General features: G+C 62.9%; 16 protein-coding genes. 4 read left to right on the forward strand and 12 right to left on the reverse strand.

All coding sequences use genetic code 11. The features are described 5' to 3' along the window. Positions 1 to 90: 90 nt before the first annotated feature. From tatC to B5V02_RS28640, 9 genes are all read right to left on the reverse strand, one after another. The gene (gene tatC / locus B5V02_RS28600; RefSeq protein ID WP_111547377.1) at positions 91 to 954 is read right to left on the reverse strand and encodes a twin-arginine translocase subunit TatC; all 864 of its coding nucleotides are present in this window, start codon (positions 952 to 954) and stop codon (positions 91 to 93) included. Beyond that, entirely contained in the window at positions 951 to 1,748 is a 798-nt protein-coding gene (gene tatB / locus B5V02_RS28605; protein ID WP_111547378.1) for a Sec-independent protein translocase protein TatB, read from the reverse strand. Before tatB ends, tatC begins: the two co-directional genes overlap by 4 nt. A gap of 30 nt (positions 1,749 to 1,778) precedes the next feature. Beyond that, positions 1,779 to 2,000, reverse strand: a complete 222-nt coding sequence (locus tag B5V02_RS28610; RefSeq protein WP_095087696.1) for a twin-arginine translocase TatA/TatE family subunit — start codon at positions 1,998 to 2,000, stop codon at positions 1,779 to 1,781. Between the two features lie 169 nt (positions 2,001 to 2,169). Beyond that, positions 2,170 to 2,934, reverse strand: coding sequence for an SMC-Scp complex subunit ScpB (gene scpB, locus B5V02_RS28615; RefSeq protein ID WP_111547379.1), 765 nt, complete (start codon positions 2,932 to 2,934; stop codon positions 2,170 to 2,172). Then, complete coding sequence (locus B5V02_RS28620) at positions 2,931 to 3,731, reverse strand: segregation and condensation protein A (RefSeq protein WP_111547641.1); 801 nt, start codon at positions 3,729 to 3,731, stop codon at positions 2,931 to 2,933. The genes scpB and B5V02_RS28620 overlap by 4 nt, the downstream gene beginning before the upstream one ends. Before the next feature lie 60 nt (positions 3,732 to 3,791). Beyond that, a complete protein-coding gene (nagZ, locus tag B5V02_RS28625) occupies positions 3,792 to 4,811 on the reverse strand; it encodes a beta-N-acetylhexosaminidase (protein WP_111547380.1) in 1,020 nt (339 codons plus the stop codon). Between the two features lie 132 nt (positions 4,812 to 4,943). Next, positions 4,944 to 8,402: an SPOR domain-containing protein gene (locus tag B5V02_RS28630; protein WP_111547381.1), complete on the reverse strand. Its 3,459-nt coding sequence runs from the start codon at positions 8,400 to 8,402 to the stop codon at positions 4,944 to 4,946. Positions 8,403 to 8,505: 103 nt separating this feature from the next. After that, positions 8,506 to 10,263: an arginine--tRNA ligase gene (argS, locus tag B5V02_RS28635; protein ID WP_111547382.1), complete on the reverse strand. Its 1,758-nt coding sequence runs from the start codon at positions 10,261 to 10,263 to the stop codon at positions 8,506 to 8,508. A gap of 75 nt (positions 10,264 to 10,338) precedes the next feature. Beyond that, a complete protein-coding gene (locus tag B5V02_RS28640) occupies positions 10,339 to 11,553 on the reverse strand; it encodes a deoxyguanosinetriphosphate triphosphohydrolase (protein ID WP_111547383.1) in 1,215 nt (404 codons plus the stop codon). Between the two features lie 102 nt (positions 11,554 to 11,655). On the opposite strand from B5V02_RS28640, the gene erpA reads away from it, so the two are divergent. The 4 genes from erpA to B5V02_RS28660 all read left to right on the forward strand — a co-directional run bounded on the left by erpA (position 11,656) and on the right by B5V02_RS28660 (position 13,618). Continuing rightward, on the forward strand, positions 11,656 to 12,003 hold the full coding sequence (gene erpA / locus B5V02_RS28645) for an iron-sulfur cluster insertion protein ErpA (protein ID WP_111547384.1): 348 nt from the start codon (positions 11,656 to 11,658) through the stop codon (positions 12,001 to 12,003). A 2-nt stretch (positions 12,004 to 12,005) separates the two neighbouring features. Beyond that, positions 12,006 to 12,401 (forward strand): VOC family protein, encoded by a 396-nt coding sequence (locus B5V02_RS28650; protein WP_111547385.1) that lies wholly within the window; start codon positions 12,006 to 12,008, stop codon positions 12,399 to 12,401. A 17-nt stretch (positions 12,402 to 12,418) separates the two neighbouring features. After that, positions 12,419 to 13,213 carry an exodeoxyribonuclease III gene (gene xth, locus B5V02_RS28655; RefSeq protein ID WP_111547386.1) on the forward strand — a complete coding sequence of 265 codons (795 nt, stop codon included), beginning with the start codon at positions 12,419 to 12,421 and terminating at the stop codon, positions 13,211 to 13,213. 87 nt (positions 13,214 to 13,300) lie between these two features. Beyond that, positions 13,301 to 13,618, forward strand: a complete 318-nt coding sequence (locus tag B5V02_RS28660; protein ID WP_167458711.1) for a hypothetical protein — start codon at positions 13,301 to 13,303, stop codon at positions 13,616 to 13,618. Between the two features lie 42 nt (positions 13,619 to 13,660). On the opposite strand, the gene B5V02_RS28665 is transcribed toward B5V02_RS28660, so the two are convergent. The 3 genes from B5V02_RS28665 to B5V02_RS28675 all read right to left on the reverse strand — a co-directional run bounded on the left by B5V02_RS28665 (position 13,661) and on the right by B5V02_RS28675 (position 17,750). Further along, positions 13,661 to 14,500 (reverse strand): tetratricopeptide repeat protein, encoded by an 840-nt coding sequence (locus B5V02_RS28665; protein ID WP_111547387.1) that lies wholly within the window; start codon positions 14,498 to 14,500, stop codon positions 13,661 to 13,663. Continuing rightward, positions 14,487 to 16,211 carry a dihydroxy-acid dehydratase gene (gene ilvD, locus B5V02_RS28670; protein ID WP_111547388.1) on the reverse strand — a complete coding sequence of 575 codons (1,725 nt, stop codon included), beginning with the start codon at positions 16,209 to 16,211 and terminating at the stop codon, positions 14,487 to 14,489. The genes B5V02_RS28665 and ilvD overlap by 14 nt, the downstream gene beginning before the upstream one ends. Before the next feature lie 291 nt (positions 16,212 to 16,502). Further along, complete coding sequence (locus B5V02_RS28675; protein ID WP_111547389.1) at positions 16,503 to 17,750, reverse strand: OmpP1/FadL family transporter; 1,248 nt, start codon at positions 17,748 to 17,750, stop codon at positions 16,503 to 16,505. Positions 17,751 to 17,851 lie beyond the last annotated feature (101 nt).

A 17,851-nucleotide genomic window follows, 5' to 3' on the forward strand; every position in this document is an offset into this window, starting at 1 on the left:
TCAGCACCATACCCACATCCATAGCATAGTTGCCGTCACAAAGCAATGATTCCAGGCCCGCCGATCCCGGCGGGTCGCCGCGCAATTAGCCTACGTGGAAGATGCGTCCGCCGGCTTCTCAGCGACCTCTTCCGCCGCGGCCTGCTTCTCGCGCGCCACCCGCTGCTTTTCCTGATCGCGTTCGATCAGTCGGGCAGCCCAGATGGAGACCTCGTAGAGCAGGATGGTCGGAATGGCTAAACCGATCTGGCTCATCGGATCGGGTGGCGTCAGCACCGCCGCGACGACGAAGGCAATGACGATCGCCCATTTGCGTTTTTCAGCCAGCGCCTTGGACGACAGCATGCCGACGCGCGTCATCAGGCTGGTCACCACCGGCAACTGGAACACCAGGCCGAAGGAGAAGATCAGCGTCATGATCAGGCTGAGATATTCAGACACTTTCGGCAGCAGCGAAATCTGCACCTGATCGTCTGTGCCGGCCTGCTGCATGGCGAGGAAGAACCACATCACCATCGGCGTGAAGAAGAAATAGACCAGCGATGCGCCCATCAGGAACAGGACCGGCGATGCGATCAGGAAAGGCAGGAAGGCGTTGCGCTCGTTCTTGTAGAGGCCGGGCGCGATGAACTTGTAGATCTGCGTGGCGATCAGCGGAAAGGCGATGACCATGCCGCCGAACATGGCCAGCTTGACCTGGGTGAAGAAGAATTCCTGCGGCGCGGTGTAGATCAACTCGACCTTGTGTGGATCAAGGCCGGCCCATTTCGTCGCCCATTTGAACGGGACCACCAGCAGATTGAACAGCTTCTTGGCGAAGAAGAAGCAGACCAGGAAGGCGACGAAGAAGCCGCCGATCGACCAGATCAGCCGCCGGCGCAGCTCGATCAGATGCTCCATCAGCGGCGCCGACGATTTCTCGATCTCATCCTTTTCCTTGTCCGAAACGCTCACTTGACGGCTCCCGCCGTCTTTTTGGCCGCCGGCTTCTTCGCCGGTGCAGGCTTCGGCTCGGCTTTCGCCACGGTCTTGGTCGCGATCGTCTTGGCTGCAGCGGGCTTCTTGGCTTTGGGTGTTTCAGGCTTTGCCGCCGTCACCGCCTTTGGCGACGCCTTCGACGTTGCGTTGGCGGTCGCCGCTTTCGCCGACGCGGAAGCCTTTGCGCCATTTGCCGACGCCTTGGCAGGCGCTTTTGCAACTGGTGTCGCCTCTGCCGGCGCAGCCTTGGCCACTTTCTTCGCCGCCGACACCTTCGCCGTCACAACCGGTTCTGCCGGCACCGATGCCGTAACCACTGATTCATCGGTCATTGCCGGGAAAATCGGCGCTGCTGGTGCCGCTTCCGGCCCGTTGACGCCAGGCATGGTCGTAGCGCCGTTCTTCAACGGTTCGGCTGGCTGCAACGTCGAAGCGGCAGGCGTTGCAGGATCATCGGCCGGCTTCGGCTTCATCGCCGCGTCGACGCCTGAGCGCACATCGGCTGCCGCCTGCTCGAACGGATTGAGCTGCTTCCTGATCTCGGCCATCGGACTGAGACCCCTGAGCTCGTCGACCGACTTCTTGACGTCGTCGAGCTCGGCTTCCTTCAGGGCTTCGTTGAACTGCTTCTGGAAATCGGCCGCCATGGCGCGCAGCTTCGCCGTCGTGCGGCCGAAGGTCCGCAGCATATTGGGCAAATCCTTGGGTCCGACGACCACGATCATGACGATCGCGATGACCAGCATTTCGGTCCAGCCGACTTCAAACATGGCTATCTGTTCCGACTAGAACTTTTTGGCTCAGCTCTTGCTGGCTTTTTCCTTCGCGGCCGAAACGGTCTCGTCGGCGCGGTGTTCGACGGTGCGCTTGTCTTCGGCAACGTCGTCGTCCGCCATGCCCTTCTTGAAGCTCTTGATGCCCTTGGCCATGTCACCCATCAGCTCCGGAATCTTGCCGCGGCCGAACACCAGCAGCACGATCACGAGCACGATCATCCAGTGCCAAATCGAAAATGAACCCATAGCAAATCTCTCTCGAATGTTTTCCCTGGCGATGATCTATGCGTTTTCGCGTTGGGATTCAAACACAACTGCGACAGAGTTTATGAAAGGGTGGCGGATGTCACGCATTTTCGGCGTGACGGCCCGCTACGAATCCGCGCATCCTCGACAGATTGGCCGCTATTGCCAGTCAATCTTCCGTGACGCGCGGCGTCAGCAGGCCGAGTTCCTCGAGATCGATATCGGTCAGCGCATCCTCGTCGTCGGTCAGCGCATCGGGGTCGGCCGGCGGCTGCGGAATGGAGAAATTCGACGGCATGCGACCCGAAAGCAGCCCTGCCCCCTTCAGTTCCTCCATGCCGGGAAGGTCGCGGATTTCCTCCAGCGCGAAATGGTCGAGGAAGGTCTCGGTCGTGCCATAGGTAACAGGGCGTCCCGGCGTTTTGCGTCGGCCGCGCATGCGCACCCATTCTGTTTCCAGCAGCGTGTCGAGCGTGCCTTTCGAGGTTTCGACGCCCCGGATGTCCTCGATCTCGGCGCGCGTCACCGGCTGGTGGTAGGCGATGATCGCCAGCACCTCGAGCGCCGCGCGCGACAGCTTGCGCTGCTGCACCGTGTCGCGGCTCATCAGGAAAGCCAGGTCGCCGGCGGTGCGGAACGCCCAGGCATCACCGACGCGCACCAGATTGACACCGCGCCGCGCATAGATCTGCTGCAGGTCGGCCATCGCCAAGGCGATGTTGATGCCGTCGGGCAGGCGCGCCGCAAGCTGCTTTTCGCTGACCGGCTCAGTGCTGGCGAACACAATCGCTTCGGCCATGCGCACGGCTTCCGCCATATGCAGCCGCTCGGCCGGGTTCTGGACCTGCTCGGCCGGTTCCTGGGAAAACAACTCCCCTTCCGATTCATCATCGACCTTGAACGGGAGAACCGAAGCGTTGGCGCGTTCGCTCATGATGCCACCTCGACTGCCTTGATTGTCTGCACGCGGCCGCGCAAATAGATCGGCGCGAACACTTCGTCCTGCCGCATGTCCATGCTGCCTTCGCGCACCAGTTCCAGCGTGGCCGCAAAGGAGCTGGCGATCGCCGTGCGCCGCTCCTCGGGGCTGGTCATGTACTCGATCAGAAAACTTTCCAGCGTCGCCCAGTCGCGCAGCGACCCAACCAGGCGGGTCAGGATATCGCGCGCGTCCTTGAGCGACCAGACACCGCGCCTGGCGATCGTCACATTGTTGATCGCCTGCTTCTGCCGCTGCTGGGCGTAGGCCGTCAGGAGATCGTAGAGCGACGCCGAATAGGCATTGCGCTTTTCGACGATGACCATTTCCGGCATGCCGCGCGCAAACACGTCGCGGCCGAGCCGGTTGCGGTTGACCAGACGCGCCGAGGCGTCGCGCATCGCCTCCAGCCGCTTCAGCCGGAACTGCAGCACCGCCGCCAGTTCCTCGCCGCTTTCGCCCTCGTCGCCCGGCTGCTTGGGAATGAGCAGCTTCGACTTGAGGAAGGCCAGCCACGCCGCCATCACCAGATAGTCGGCGGCAAGCTCGAGCCTGAGCGCCCTCGCCGTCTCGACAAAGGTCAGATATTGCTCGACCAGCGCCAGGATCGAAATCCGCGCCAGATCGACCTTCTGGGTGCGGGCAAGATGCAGGAGAAGATCGAGCGGACCTTCGAAGCCGGCCACATCGACGACCAGCGACGGGTCGCCGGTGACGCGGGAATCGTCATTCTCGGCCCACAGACGGTCCATCGGTGCGGCCTTCGCGGCCTTGCTTTCCAATGTTTCCGCCACTTTCTCTCGCTTCCTTTGTCAGGCCACCGCATCGAAATAGGTGGCGAATTCTGCGCGTATCTCGGTTTCTTCAGCCGCGTCGTGTTTCCTGATATAGGTCAGCGCCCGTTTGGCGCGCTCCAGCGATTTGCCCTCAAGCCCCGTGGTCCGCGATGCGATGCCGGCCATCTCCTCGAAAACGCCGTTGCAGTGAAGGACCAGATCGCAGCCCGCCGCAAGGATCGAGGCCGCCTTTGTCGGGAAATCCCCAGAAAGTGCCTTCATCGAGGTGTCGTCGCTCATCAGCAACCCGTCGAAGCCGATTTCACGACGGATGATCTCGTCGATGACCTTGCCGGAGGTCGTCGCCGGGTTCTTCGGGTCGATGGCGCTGTAGACGACATGCGCCGTCATCGCCATCGGCAGATGGTTGAGCTCCCGGAACGGGGCGAAATCATGCCGCTGCAGGTCGCTGAGCGATGCGTCCACCGTCGGCAATTCGAAATGCGTGTCGGCAAAGGCGCGCCCATGACCCGGAATGTGCTTCATGACGGGCAGCACGCCGCCCGACATCAGCCCCTCGGCGGCGGCGCGGCCAAGTTCAATCACCGGTCGCGGCTCCTTGCCATAGGCGCGCGCGCCGATGACGTCGCTGGCGCCTTCGATCGGCACGTCGAGCACCGGCAGGCAATCCGCCGTGATGCCGTAGCGCAGCAGGTCGAAGGCATGCAGCCGCGCCATCAGCCAGGCCGCGCGGGCGCCGGCATCATGATCGTCGCGCCACAGCGCGCCGAGCGCGCCACCGGCCGGATAGTTCGGCGCCAGTGGCGGCCGCAGCCGTTGCACCCGGCCGCCTTCCTGGTCGATGAACACCAGCGCGTCCGGGCGCCCGATACAGTCGCGCATCTCGGCGACCAGATCGCGGATCTGCTCGGTCTCGCCAATGTTGCGCGCAAACAGGATGAAGGCCCACGGGCATTCATTGCGATAGAAATTGATTTCTTCGCGAGTGAGCGATTTCCCGGCACAGCCGAGGATCATGGATTTTGATTCGGTCATGCCGGGAGTTTAGGGCTTCGCGCGATCAAAGGGAATCGTCCCCGGCCGCATGCGCTTGAAGACATATCTCTTCCATATGAAAAAGGCCGGCGCGGTCTGAGACCGCGCCGGCCTTATTGGTTGGTTCGGCCGCTAGCGCGAGACGAAGCAGTTGCCGCCGGCAGCCTTGTAGCTGGTGCACAGGTTGATTGCGTCGTTGCGCGACTTTGCTGGCACGCGCACACGGTAGAACGTGCCCTTGCCGGCAATCTCCGCCTTGACGATGTTGGCGGTGCGGCCGGAAAGCACGCTGCCGTAGCGGCGCTGCAAATCCTGATAGCTGGACTGGGCGCTTTCGACCGTCGGCTGCGAAGCGATCTGCATCGACCACGAACCACCCCCGGTGGCGGTCGACGCCGGATCGATGGATGCAACCTGGTCGGGCTTGACCTCGCCGACGACATCAACCGGCTGGTCGGACGGGCGCTGCGGCGCGACCGGAACCTTGGCCGGCGTGTTGGCCGACTGCGTGCTGGAAGATTGGGCCTTGGCCTCGGCCTTTGGCGCTGCTGCCGGTTTGGCTGCCGGCTTGAGGGCCGGCTCGTCATCTGCCTGGGCGGTGGCCGGCGCCACGGTGCCGGTCTGGTCCGCATCGGCCTGGGCCGACGGGGCAACCTGCTGCGGCGCCGGGTCGGCCGGCTCAACGGCCGCCACCTGTGGTGCAGCGGGCGCCGGATCCTCACGTGGCACCAGCGAACCGTCTGACTTGACCACCATGGTCCTCACCTTGCGCGGCGCAACGGCGACGACATCGGCGTTGGTGCCCTTGTCGGCATCCTGCAGCACCTGCGCGATGCGATCCTCGGATTTCGGTGCCGGCGCTGCATTGTCGGCCGGTGCAGCGCTGGCGGCCGGCGCGGCGTTGCCGTCATCCGTTCCAGCTGCCGCAGCATTTTGGTCAGGCGAAAGATCGATGGCGCGGGCGGGATCCTTCGCCTGCACATCCACCGGCTCTTCGACGTTGGTGACTAGTTTTTCCTGGACCGGCTCGGCGGGCTTCGTCCCCTTGACCACCGCGTCGTAAACCTTGTTGTCCTGGTTCGGCACCACCGTGCCGCCCGGATTTTCCGGCTTGACCTTGATCGGTGCGTTGTCGGCCTTGACGATCACCGGTGCTTCGCTGCCACCCTTGCCGCCGAAAGACAGCGCAAAGGCACCAAGGCCGCCAGCGACCGCCACCGCGCCGACAATCGCGGCAATGAATAGGCCACGCCGGCGCGAGGGCCTCGCGGCGTCCCGCTCGCCGAGACCCGGAACAGCCATCGCCTCGTCCAGTTCAGGATCGTAGTCGAGTTCGTCGACGGTGAAATCGTCCGCCTGCGAAACCGGCTGGCTGCCGGGCAAATTGCCGAGGTCGAAGCTGGCGGCATCGGCATAGCCGGCCGACGCAGTAGCGCGGGCAGGCACTTCCATTGGCCGCGCCGCATAGGTCCGCGCTTCCGGCTGATAGGCCGGCTTGACCCCGTCATAGCCCGGCTTGATATCGTCATAACCCGGCTTGGGCTCCTCATAGCCCCGATTGAACCCAGCATTGTAGGATTCATCGCTGTAAGAGGCGCTGCTTGCGGGAGCGGGGGCGACCTCCACCGCGTTCATTTCGGTGAGAAGACTCGAGAACTCGGCGTCGAGATCGTCATAGCCAGGCGTCGCCGGCTCGTCTTCCTCGAAGTGCAGTTCCGGAATGTCGAGATCATCCGCCAGCGCCACGACACGCTCGGGCACGTCGACTGTCTCGACATCAGGCATGTCTTCATAGCGCGGGGACTGTCGCGGTTGCGGCACCGATACAGGGGCTGCATGGGCGACGGTCTCGACCGGCTCGCTCGAACGGTAGGACGGCGCAGCAGTGACTGCCGGCGCTGCGGCCTGGGGCGTTATCGAAGCGGTCGGCTGAGCACTAAACGCCGGCTGCGGAACCGGCGTCACGCGGCTCCACGAACGGGTCGGCTCCGTCGCCTCGGAACGTTCCGCCAGCCAATCGAGAGAATTGTCCTGATCGTGCCGGGAAGCGGCCGCGTCGCGCGAATCCAGGCTGTTGGCCAAAGCTGCGTCGAACGCATCATTGTCGAATTCGACATCGCCATGCGCGGTGACATCCGAGCCCGGATCCTGGTCCTGAAGGTCATCGAGCTGCAGATCGTCGAGATCCACATCGGCGGCTTGGGCAGCGTCAAGGCGGTGCTGCTCCTCAGGCGCGTGTTCGTCGAGATCCCATTCGAGGTCGCCGGCAAGATCGGCCGGCTCCTCAATGGTCTCCGCAGCTGCGGCGACAGGCGGCTGAGCGGCGACAGCCGGCTGAGCCGTGACAGGCTCCCTGGCCACCGGCACCGGGCGTGCGGTCATGGCACCCAGCAGCGCATTCAACTCGTCTTCCAGGCTTCGTTCATCCGCGATCGGCGCGTGCACCGGCTCGGCCGCAACGGCGGCTGGCGCCACAGGCTGGGCCGGAGCGGCGGCAACCTCAGCGACCGGCTCTTCGGCCGTCTCGGCAAACGTGTGGTCCAGGTTCAGGTCGAACCCCACGTCCGACGCGCCTTCAGGGCTGGAAATCTCGCCCTTCGCGTCCGCCGTATCGGCAAGCACATCATGCGCTTCCGGCTCATCGAAGGCGACCGGCTCATCCACGCGACTGTCAAAATCCCCGCGACTGGCAAAATCCATGTCGACATCAGCCATGGCGTCGTCGAAATGGCCCCCAAAATCCTCGTCGGAGCCAAAATCCTCGGCGGAGCCAAAATCCTCATCGGAGATTGCCTCGGCGTCACGCGCAGTCGCTTGAGCCGGCATGGGGTATTCGACCGATTCCGCAGCCGTATAGGACTGCTCGTAGGACTGTTCGGCCGCAGAATGGTCGTCGAGCATCAGCTCGTCTTCGAGCGAGATCGCAACCGCATCGTCGAATTCAGGATCGGAGGCCGGCTCGACAGCAGCAGGAGCGTCCGCAATGGCCGCGGCGTGCTGGACCTCGTCGGCTTCGTCGTCAATCCGGAAGTCATGATCGAGCGACGCGGCAAGCTCGTCCTCCATCGGCTGATCGTCCTCGAAGGGCGAAACGTCTTCGAGCGAACTGGCGACAGCATTGTCGAAATCAGAATCGACAGCCGGCTCGACAGCTGGCACGGTTTCGGCAGCGCCAAAATCCGCATAGCCGGCGACATCCCCGTTGCTGGCGACATCCCCATGGCCGGCGACGGGTGTGTGGTCGTCGACATCCGCCATGTCCAGATGGAAATCGTCGTCGAGAGATGCCGCAAGATCGTCGTCGATCGCGCCGGCCTCAGCCGTTTCGAACGTCGGCTCATGAGTCTCGGCGACCGGGGCGGCGTCGCTGTCATCAGCGCCGAAATCACCCATCAGCTCCTTCTCGAGATCGATCTCGAAATCGTCCTCCTGCGCCGGCTGATCGGCGACGGGGGCCTTCGGCTGGGCGGGCGCTTGCGGCTTGACCGGCTGGCGCGGGTCGAATCCCATGATCCTGGTCAGTTCCGCGAACGGATCATCTTCAGCGATGTCGTTGTTGTCGGCTGCTCTCAGCTGGGTTCTGTCTGCCATTATTGTTCCCGAACTCGCACTCATTCGGACGCCATGGACGTCGCGTAGGGTTGGCCCTTACCAGCGCAATGTGGGCAAAAGGTGACAGGTTTTTTAGTCAAACCTAACGCATTTCGGTGGGCGCGGCGGCTCCGATCAACGTCAGGCCGGACGTCAGAACGTCCGAAACAGCCTGCACCAGCCCTAGTCTGGCATGCGTCAATTGTCGGTCGTTAACCTTAACAAAACGTAAGTCCGGGTTATCAGTGCCACGGTTCCAGTGTCCGTGGAAACTAGAAGCCAGATCATAGAGGTAAAATGCCAGCCTGTGGGGCTCCAGCGCAAGTGCCGCGGACTCGATCAGACGCGGGTATTCGGCAAGCTTGCGGATCAGGCCGATCTCGCCCTCGTCGGTCAGCAAAGCGACAGCGGACGCCAGGCTGTTGCGGTCGAAATTGGCCTCGCCCAGCTGCTCGCTCGCTTGCCTGAACACCGAATGGCAGCGTGCCGAGGCATACTGCACATAAAACACCGGGTTGTCCTTGGACTGCTCGGTCACCTTGGCGAAGTCGAAATCGAGCGGCGCATCGTTCTTGCGATAGAGCATCATGAAGCGGATCGCGTCGCGGCCGACCTCCTCCACCACTTCGCGCAGCGTCACGAAATCACCCGACCGCTTCGACATGCGCACCGGTTCACCCTCGCGAAACAGCTTCACCAACTGGCAAAGCAGCACGGTGAGTTTCACCTTGTCGCCGGCAATCGCCCGCGCCAGCGCTTCCAGCCGCTTGACATAACCGCCATGGTCGGCGCCCAGCACGTAGATCAGATCGACGAAGCCGCGATCGATCTTGTCCTTGAGATAGGCGACGTCGGCAGCGAAATAGGTGAACGAACCATCGGACTTCACCAGCGCCCGGTCCATGTCGTCGCCGACGGCGGTCGAGCGGAACAGCGTCTGCTCGCGATCCTCCCAATCGTCGGGCTTCTCGCCCTTGGGCGGCGGCAGCTTGCCCTTGTAGATATGGCCCTTCAGCGTCAGGTCGCTGATCGCCGAGCGGATCTTCTTTGCGTTGTCGGCGTGCAGCGTGCGTTCCGAGAAGAACACGTCGTGATGCACGTTGAGCATCGCCAGATCCTCGCGGATCATCGCCATCATCGCATCGATGGTGCGGTCCTTGACGATGGCCAGCGCCTCGTCTTCAGGCATCTGCAGCAGCGAGCGGCCAAACTCCTTGGCCAACGCCTGGCCGACAGGAACCAGGTAATCGCCAGGGTAAAGCCCGGCCGGAATCTCGCCGATGTCATCGCCAAGCGCCTCGCGGTAACGCAGCACGACCGAACGGCCGAGCACGTCGATCTGCGAGCCGGCGTCGTTGATGACGTATTCCTTGGTCACGTCGTAGCCAGCGAAGGCCATCAGGTTGGCAAGCGCGTCGCCAACCACGGCGCCCCGGCAATGGCCGACATGCATCGGACCCGTCGGATTGGCCGAGACATATTCGACATTGGTTTTCCTGCCACCGCCAACCGTCGAGCGGCCGTAGTTGCGGCCTTCGCCGAGCAGCGCGGTCAGATGCGCTTGCCAGAAGCCATCCTTGAGCCTGAGATTGACGAAGCCGGGACCAGCAACCTCGGCGGCGGCAACGTCCTTGTCCTCTCGCAGCGCCTGCGCCAGTCTTTCGGCCAGCACGCGCGGATTCTGGCCGGTCGGCTTGGCCAGCACCATCGCCGCATTGGTCGCTAGGTCGCCATGGCTGGCGTCGCGCGGCGGTTCGACGGCAATGCGCGACAGGTCCGGCGAAACGCCGTCATTGTCTTTCAGATCAAGCGCTTCGACGGCTTTGGTGATTCGCGCGGTGAAATCGGCGAAGATGTTCATTTGTGTGACTCTGGGGACTGACTCTGGCGGCTTTGTAGCGAATCCGGCTCGTTGGCCGGCAAAATCGAGCCCGCCCTAGCTCAAATCCGGAGTGCGGTCAAACAAACGCCGATGTTCCTTGAGCGCGTAGGTATCGGTCATGCCGGCCAGGAAGTCGGTCACGCTGCGCGCCTTGATGCGATCGTCGGCCCGATCCAGCCCTTCGCGCCAGCCGTCCGGCATGGCGCGCGGATCGGCGAAATAGACGTCGAACAGGTCCCTGACGATCTGCTCGGCATCGGTGCGCACCCGCATCACCTCAGCGTGCCGGTAGAGGTGCTTGTAGAGAAAGGCCTTCAGTTCCTTCTCGAAGGCAGCCATTTCGGTCGAAAAAGTCACCATCGTCTCGCCGGCTGCCCTCACCGCGTCGGCGTTCTGCGGCCTGATCCGCTCCAGATTGGCCGTGGTGGAAACAATGACATCCTCGACCATCGCGGTGATCTGGCGCCGCATCAGTTCGTGGCCGGTGCGCACGTCATCGAGCGCCGGGTAGCGGGCGCGCACGCCCTTCAGGATCGTTCCCGGCAGCGAGACCGTCTCCAGCATCTCCAGCGTCAGCACCCCTGCCCTCAAGCCATCGTCGATATCATGTGTGTTGTAGGCGATATCGTCGGCGATCGCCGCGCATTGCGCCTCGATGCCGGCAAACCGGTCCAGCTCGAGGTCGTGCAGCTCAGAATAATCGCGGATCGCCTGCGGCACCGGCCCTTTCAAACCCTGGCCATTGCTGTCGATCAGCGGTCCATTGTGCTTGACCAGGCCTTCCAGCGTTTCCCAGGTCAGGTTGAGCCCGTCGAATTCGGCATAGCGCGCCTCCAGCCTTGTCACGATGCGCAGCGATTGCGCGTTGTGGTCGAAGCCGCCCCAGGCGGCCATCTTCTCGTTCAGCGCATCCTCGCCGGTGTGGCCGAAGGGCGTGTGGCCGAAATCATGCACCAGCGCCACCGCTTCGGCGAGATCCTCGTCGCCGCGCAGCGCTCGCGCCAGCGCGCGCGCGATCTGCGCCACTTCGATCGAATGGGTCAGACGGGTGCGATAGTGGTCGCCTTCATGGGCGATGAAGACCTGCGTCTTGTGTTTCAGCCGCCGGAACGCCGTCGAATGGATGATACGGTCGCGGTCGCGCTGGAACGGCGTGCGCGTCGGGCTTTCCACTTCGTCGAAAAGCCGCCCGCGCGACTTTGCCGGATCGCAGGCATAGGCCGCGCGCGGCCGATAGCCGAATCCGATGTCGCCCAACTCGTTGCTCATGATCGATGCCGCAGTTGACTTCGTCTAGTTGGCTTGGGCCTGGTTGACTTGGCCGCTCGCGCTTCATACCTATCATGTGAAACCGAAAGCAAGGTGACGCCCATGGGCGCGGATGCCAAGACTGCCATGAAAGTCGATATGACCGAGGCCGCCGCCAAGCGGATCGCCAAGATTGTCTCTGGGCAAGCCGGCAAGACGGCGCTGCGCGTTTCGGTCGAAGGCGGCGGTTGTTCCGGCTTTTCCTACAAGTTCGACCTGGTCGACACGCGCAACGACGACGACGTCGCCATCGAGAAGGATGGCGCCACGGTGCTCATCGACGATCTGTCGCTGGTCTATATGGGCGGTTCGGTGATCGATTTCGTCGACGACCTGATGGGCCAGTCGTTCCAGATCCGGAACCCGAACGCCGTCGCCTCCTGCGGCTGCGGCACGAGCTTTTCCATATAGAAATGTCTGCAATCGGCGCGGTCCGTCAGATCGCGCTGTCGGCCGGACGTGACCTCGATACCACGCTGGCTTTCTGGCGCGACGTGCTCGGCATGAACCTGCATGCGCGCTTCGATCCGCCGGGCATCGCCTTCATCATGGCCGGCGACGTGCGCTTGCTGTTCACCGACGGCATACCGGCCGGAACCGTCTATCTCGACATATCAGGCCTCGACGATTTCCACGCCGAAGCAAAAGCCGCAGGCGTCCCCTTCACCGCGCCACCGACGCTCGTCCATCGTGACACCGAAGGCCAGTTCGGTCCGGCGGGGGAATGCGAATGGATGGCCTTCCTAAAGGACCCGGCTGGCAATACGATCGGCTTGGTCGAACGCCACCCGCCGCAAGAGCCCCACTGAACAGCATCGAGACTGCCATGAAAATCGTCACCTGGAACATCAACGGCGTGCGCGCCCGCATCGGCAACCTCACCCACTGGCTGACGGAGAGCGCGCCCGACATCGTCTGCCTGCAGGAGATCAAGACGGTCGACGAGCAGTTCCCGCGTGCCGAGATCGAGGCGCTTGGCTACAATGTCGAAACCCATGGGCAGAAGGGTTTCAACGGCGTCGCCATCCTGTCGAAACTGCGCTTCGACGAGGTCAATCGCGGTCTGCCCGGCGACGATGCCGACGAGCAGGCGCGTTTCATCGAGGGCGTTTTCTCGACCGACAAGGGCGCGCTGCGCGTCGTCTCGCTCTATCTGCCGAACGGCAATCCGATCGATGACGAGAAGAAGTTCCCCTACAAACTGTCCTGGATGGCGCGGCTGGAGCGCTGGGCGCAGGAGCGGTTGAGGCTGGAAGAGGCGCTGGTTCTGGCCGGCGACTACAACGTCATTCCCGAGCCGATCGACGCCAGGTTTCCGGAGAACTGGCTGGGCGACGCGCTGTTCCAGCCGCAGACGCGACAGGCCTTCCGCCGGTTGCTCAATCTTGGTTTCACCGAGGCGGTGCGCGCGGTCACCGACGCGTCCGACACCTACACGTTCTGGGACTATCAGGCCGGCGCCTGGCAGAAGAACAACGGCATCCGCATCGACCATCTGCTGCTGTCGCCGGAAGCCGCCAACCGGTTCTCTTCCGCCTCGATCGAAAAGCATGTGCGCGCCTGGGAAAAGCCGTCCGATCACGTGCCGGTGGCGATCGATCTCGCGCTGCAGCCTGCCTGACAGAGGCGGCCTTTCTGTAGCCTGACGCCGGTCATCCCTGCGCTTGACCTCATATAGCCACATTCCGGCGCATGATGAGGGATCATCATGGCGGCCGGGGTTCCCATGACCATCCGAATTGCTCTTTGTCCGATCGGCTTGGCATTTGCCATGGCCGCTCCTGCAGCGGCCTTTGCCGATCAGGAATGCCTGGCCAATGGAAAATCGTATCCGGTTGGTCAGGTCGCCTGCCTGACGATTGCCGACCAGAGCCATCTTGCCCGCTGCGACATGGTGCTCAACAACACATCGTGGACAAAGGTCGGGGATAGCTGCCCTGAAAACACGATGGCGCCGCATCTGCATGTGACGCCGATCTCAACGCCGGACCCCAGCATGGTGCCGACGGAACCGACCGAGAACTGATCAAAATCGAGCGCTTCTGGTGAGGCCGGCGCGGTCGCGAGACTACTGGTCTGCGTTGCCGCCCTTGGTGAGGATGTCATCCGCCAGCGAGATCGCGGTGCGGCGGTCGGCTTCGCCGGCGGTGGCAAATGCCTCTTCCTGCATGCCGCGGATCCACGGCTGATCGGCCGGCGAAGCGCGTTCGAGCGCCGCGGTCATCATCGCCAGGCCGCGAACGATCTTGCCACTCTGGAACAACAGATGGCCGAGCGTCGCCTGGGCGCCGGCATGGCCCTTCTCGGCGGCAAGCTGGAACCAGCGCCCGGCCTGCTTGACGCTGGCCTTCACGCCGCCCTCGCCCTTCAGGAACATCTGACCCATCTCGAACTGTGCGTTCGGATTGCGGTAGTTGGCGGCGGCGCGCATGTAATATTCCTGGGCCGCCACCTCGTTCTCGGTGACCGGGCTGCCGGGAATGCCCTTGCGCAGATAATCGCCAAGCGCCACCAGCGCGTCGGAGACATAGCTTTCCTCGGGCGAGCCGGGTTCGACATCCTGGTCGACGATCTCCGAGAAGAACTTGAACGCCTCGTAGTCGTCGCGCGCCACGCCGTCGCCCTCGGCATACATGCGGGCAAGCTTCCAGGTGGCGCCGATCTGGCCGTTCTCGGCCGCGTATTTATAGGCTTCGGCGGCCTGTTCCTTGTGGCCGTTCTTGTAGGCGGAGAAGCCGAACTGGAACACCGCCCATGGGCTGGATTGCGGCTTCACGCCGGTCTTGTCGTCGAACACCTTGTCGTCGAAGGCCATAGCCTGGCCCACGGCGCCAAAGGTCGCGCCAAAAGTGGCGAACACGACCAGTGCCGAAAAGACAGACGACCTCAACAACTCAGATGTCCGCATAGCAGTGTGTTTCTTTCGCACCGCCCGGATGGGTGACCGCGCCATCGCGCGCCGGCCCAACCGTCTGTGCATATTTCCATATCGCGCCCGACTGATAATCGGTCGTGCGCGCCTTCCAGGTCTTGGCCCTCGCCGCCAGTTCGCTATCGGACAACGCCACCTCGATCGTGCCGTTCACTGCGTCGATCGAGATCACGTCGCCATCCCTGAGCAGCCCGATCGGACCGCCCACGGCTGCCTCGGGCCCGACATGGCCAATGCAGAAACCGCGCGTCGCGCCCGAGAAGCGCCCGTCGGTGATCAGCGCCACCTTGCCGCCCATGCCCTGGCCGTAGAGGGCTGCCGTCGTCGACAGCATTTCGCGCATGCCCGGGCCGCCGCGCGGCCCCTCGTAGCGGATGACGAGAACCTCGCCTTCCCTGTAATTGCGCTGCGTCACTGCCTCGAAACATTCCTCTTCCGAATCGAAGCAGCGCGCCGGACCCGAGAATTTGAGTTCCGACATGCCAGCGACCTTCACGATCGCGCCTTCGGGGGCAAGGTTTCCCTTCAACCCCACGACACCGCCGGTTTTGGTAATGGGTCTGTCGGCGGGATGGACCACGTCCTGATGTTCATTCCAGGCAACGTGCTCCATATTTTCGGCCAAAGTACGGCCGGTTACGGTCAGGCAGTCGCCATGCAGATAGCCGTGGTCGAGCAGCGTCTTCATCAAGAGCGGAATGCCGCCGGCCTCGAACATGTCCTTGGCGACATACTTTCCGCCCGGCTTGAGGTCGGCGATATAAGGCGTCTTCTCGAAGATTTTTGCCACGTCGAACAGGTCGAACTTGATGCCGGCCTCGTGGGCGATCGCCGGCAGGTGCAGCGCGGCGTTGGTCGAGCCGCCGGTGGCCGAAACCACGGTCGCCGCATTTTCCAGCGCCTTCAGCGTGACGATGTCGCGCGGCCGGATGTTCTTGGCGATCAGTTCCATAATCTTTTCGCCCGAGGCGAAATTGAAACGGTCGCGCATCTCGTAAGGTGCCGGCGCACCGCAGGAATAGGGCAGCGCCAGGCCGATCGCCTCGGCAACGGTGGCCATGGTGTTGGCGGTGAACTGGGCGCCGCAGGAGCCGGCCGACGGACAGGCTGCCTGCTCGATTTCAAGCAGCTCGGCATCACCGATCGTGCCGACCGAATGCTGGCCGACCGCCTCGAACACATCCTGCACGGTGATCTGGCGGCCGCGATAGCTGCCGGGCAGGATCGAGCCGCCATAGATGAAGATCGACGGCACGTTGAGACGCACCATGGCCATCATCATGCCGGGCAGCGACTTGTCGCAGCCGGCAAGCCCGACCAGTGCATCGTAGCAATGGCCGCGCATGGTGAGCTCGACCGAATCGGCGATGACCTCGCGCGACACCAGCGACGACTTCATGCCCTGGTGGCCCATGGCGATGCCGTCGGTGACGGTGATGGTGCAGAATTCGCGCGGCGTGCCGCTGGCGGCCGCGACGCCCTTCTTGACCACTTGCGCCTGGCGCATCAGCGAGATGTTGCAGGGCGCGGCCTCGTTCCAGCAGGACGCAACGCCGACCAGCGGCTGCGCGATCTCGGCCGCCGACAACCCCATCGCATAGAGATAGGAACGGTGCGGCGCACGCGCCGGACCGACGGTCACATGGCGGCTCGGGAGCTTGGCCTTGGAAATAACTTTGGCGTCCATACTCTTCCTTGCCGCAGGCGGTGCGGCCTGCCCCATCGCCGAGCCTTTTGGTGCGTGTCCCGAGGCAAGATCGAGTTGCGCCGGGTTTATGGCGGGAAATGGGCAATTTCCTTGGCGGGATTTGTAGCGCAGGGGTTGTTCAGAAAGTGTTGCCAAAACGTCACAATCGCACGAGGCGAAAGCGGTGCGGCTTATATGCAACGCAGCTTGGATGACGGAGCCGGCGACAACATCGGCACAAACGAAGAAGGCCGGGCAATGCCCGGCCTTTTCATTCGATTTTCCAGAGACTTAGAACTTAATCTTGAGACCACCCGAAATCGCCGTGACCAGATCGTTGCCGAAGTCATAGCTGACTTCCTCGCCGGCCACAAAACCGTTCTCGCCAGCCACCGTTCCCGAATGACCGCTGGTCATCACGCCGATCGCGCCAGCCAGACGCACCTCGATGTTGGGCTTGGGCGTGTAGGCGACGCCGCCGCCCGCTGTCCAGGTATCAGTCTGCGAGCCATAGCCATGCGAAGTGCCACGATCCCAGGAAAGCTGGCCGGCCGCACTCCACGCATCGTTGAACTTGTGGCCGATGCCGCCGGTGACGGTCCAACCATCACGGTACATCAGGTCCAGCGATGTGATCTGGCCTGAATGCAGAGCATCACCCGTAACGCATGCCGCGGCGGGAGTACCTACGACGCAAATCGGAACACTTTGCAGCAGGCTCCAATTGACCCACTTCAGCGAACCAAAGGCGAGCCAGCCGGGCGCGATGCCCGACTGCAACTTCAATTCTACAGTATCCGGCATGTACTGCGTTGAGCCATAGATCGGCAGCACGACACTGCCAACATGCGTCAGGTCCAGTGTGCCTGAGATGTTGTCGAGCTTGACCCGCGAATTGTAGACCAGGCTGGCGCGCAGCGCGATCTCAGGGATTTCATAGGCGAGGCCGGCGCGCCAGCCCCAGCCGGTACCTTTGAGATCAACACGACCGGTGCCCTGGAAGTCCGGCACCAGCGGCGACACCAGGTCTTCCTTGAAGCCATAGACTTCCTGGTAGTAGACGCCGCCGATGAAGCGAATCTGGCCTTTGCCGGCATCCATCTTGTAGGAACACGTGCCGGCGTAGTTGTTGCTCTTGATGTCGGTTTCCATATTGGACTCGGCACCGGCCCACAGACCCGGATTTGTGTGCGCGCCCCAAGGTTGGGAATAGTCGAACATACAGTCGATCCCCTTGACCACCTCAGCCTTGACGCCGATGCGCGGCACCCAGTAGCTCTCGCTGTCTTTCGTCGAACTGCCCAGGAAGGTCAGATTGCCATCGCTCGGGTCGGTATCCACACCATTCTTGAGTTTGCGTTGCGGCATCACATAGGTCGATTCCGCTTCGGTGGCGAACGGAGCCGGATCGAACAGAAGATCGATGTCGTAGCCGCCGCGCTCGATGCCGCCGGCATGCGCCGAGTTTGTCGCCGTCCCGATCAAAGCCAGCGAAAAGCACCCCGCCCCCAGCAGTGCTTTCAGTCGCAAAATAGTCATGAATGTCCTCCCCGAATTCGAGTGCGGCAAGCTAGAACCAATTCAGGTTAACGGTGCAATAACGAATTCATGGGGCGTACATGTACATGTTCGCCAAGCGC

The organism is Mesorhizobium kowhaii, from assembly GCF_003253745.1.
GTDB lineage: Bacteria > Pseudomonadota > Alphaproteobacteria > Rhizobiales > Rhizobiaceae > Mesorhizobium > Mesorhizobium kowhaii.

What these genes read in the sequence shown, in the direction of transcription:
- nagZ (WP_111547380.1), bottom strand. Translation starts at nt 4,811, where the DNA reads ATGACCGAATCAAAATCCATGATCCTCGGCTGTGCCGGGAAATCGCTC.
- B5V02_RS28665 (WP_111547387.1), bottom strand. Translation starts at nt 14,500, where the DNA reads ATGCGGACATCTGAGTTGTTGAGGTCGTCTGTCTTTTCGGCACTGGTC.
- tatB (WP_111547378.1), bottom strand. Translation starts at nt 1,748, where the DNA reads ATGTTTGAAGTCGGCTGGACCGAAATGCTGGTCATCGCGATCGTCATG.
- ilvD (WP_111547388.1), bottom strand. Translation starts at nt 16,211, where the DNA reads ATGGACGCCAAAGTTATTTCCAAGGCCAAGCTCCCGAGCCGCCATGTG.
- B5V02_RS28675 (WP_111547389.1), bottom strand. Translation starts at nt 17,750, where the DNA reads ATGACTATTTTGCGACTGAAAGCACTGCTGGGGGCGGGGTGCTTTTCG.
- B5V02_RS28640 (WP_111547383.1), bottom strand. Translation starts at nt 11,553, where the DNA reads ATGAGCAACGAGTTGGGCGACATCGGATTCGGCTATCGGCCGCGCGCG.
- B5V02_RS28660 (WP_167458711.1), top strand. Translation starts at nt 13,301, where the DNA reads ATGGCGGCCGGGGTTCCCATGACCATCCGAATTGCTCTTTGTCCGATC.
- xth (WP_111547386.1), top strand. Translation starts at nt 12,419, where the DNA reads ATGAAAATCGTCACCTGGAACATCAACGGCGTGCGCGCCCGCATCGGC.
- erpA (WP_111547384.1), top strand. Translation starts at nt 11,656, where the DNA reads ATGGGCGCGGATGCCAAGACTGCCATGAAAGTCGATATGACCGAGGCC.
- B5V02_RS28610 (WP_095087696.1), bottom strand. Translation starts at nt 2,000, where the DNA reads ATGGGTTCATTTTCGATTTGGCACTGGATGATCGTGCTCGTGATCGTG.
- B5V02_RS28650 (WP_111547385.1), top strand. Translation starts at nt 12,006, where the DNA reads ATGTCTGCAATCGGCGCGGTCCGTCAGATCGCGCTGTCGGCCGGACGT.
- B5V02_RS28630 (WP_111547381.1), bottom strand. Translation starts at nt 8,402, where the DNA reads ATGGCAGACAGAACCCAGCTGAGAGCAGCCGACAACAACGACATCGCT.
- argS (WP_111547382.1), bottom strand. Translation starts at nt 10,263, where the DNA reads ATGAACATCTTCGCCGATTTCACCGCGCGAATCACCAAAGCCGTCGAA.
- scpB (WP_111547379.1), bottom strand. Translation starts at nt 2,934, where the DNA reads ATGAGCGAACGCGCCAACGCTTCGGTTCTCCCGTTCAAGGTCGATGAT.
- B5V02_RS28620 (WP_111547641.1), bottom strand. Translation starts at nt 3,731, where the DNA reads ATGGACCGTCTGTGGGCCGAGAATGACGATTCCCGCGTCACCGGCGAC.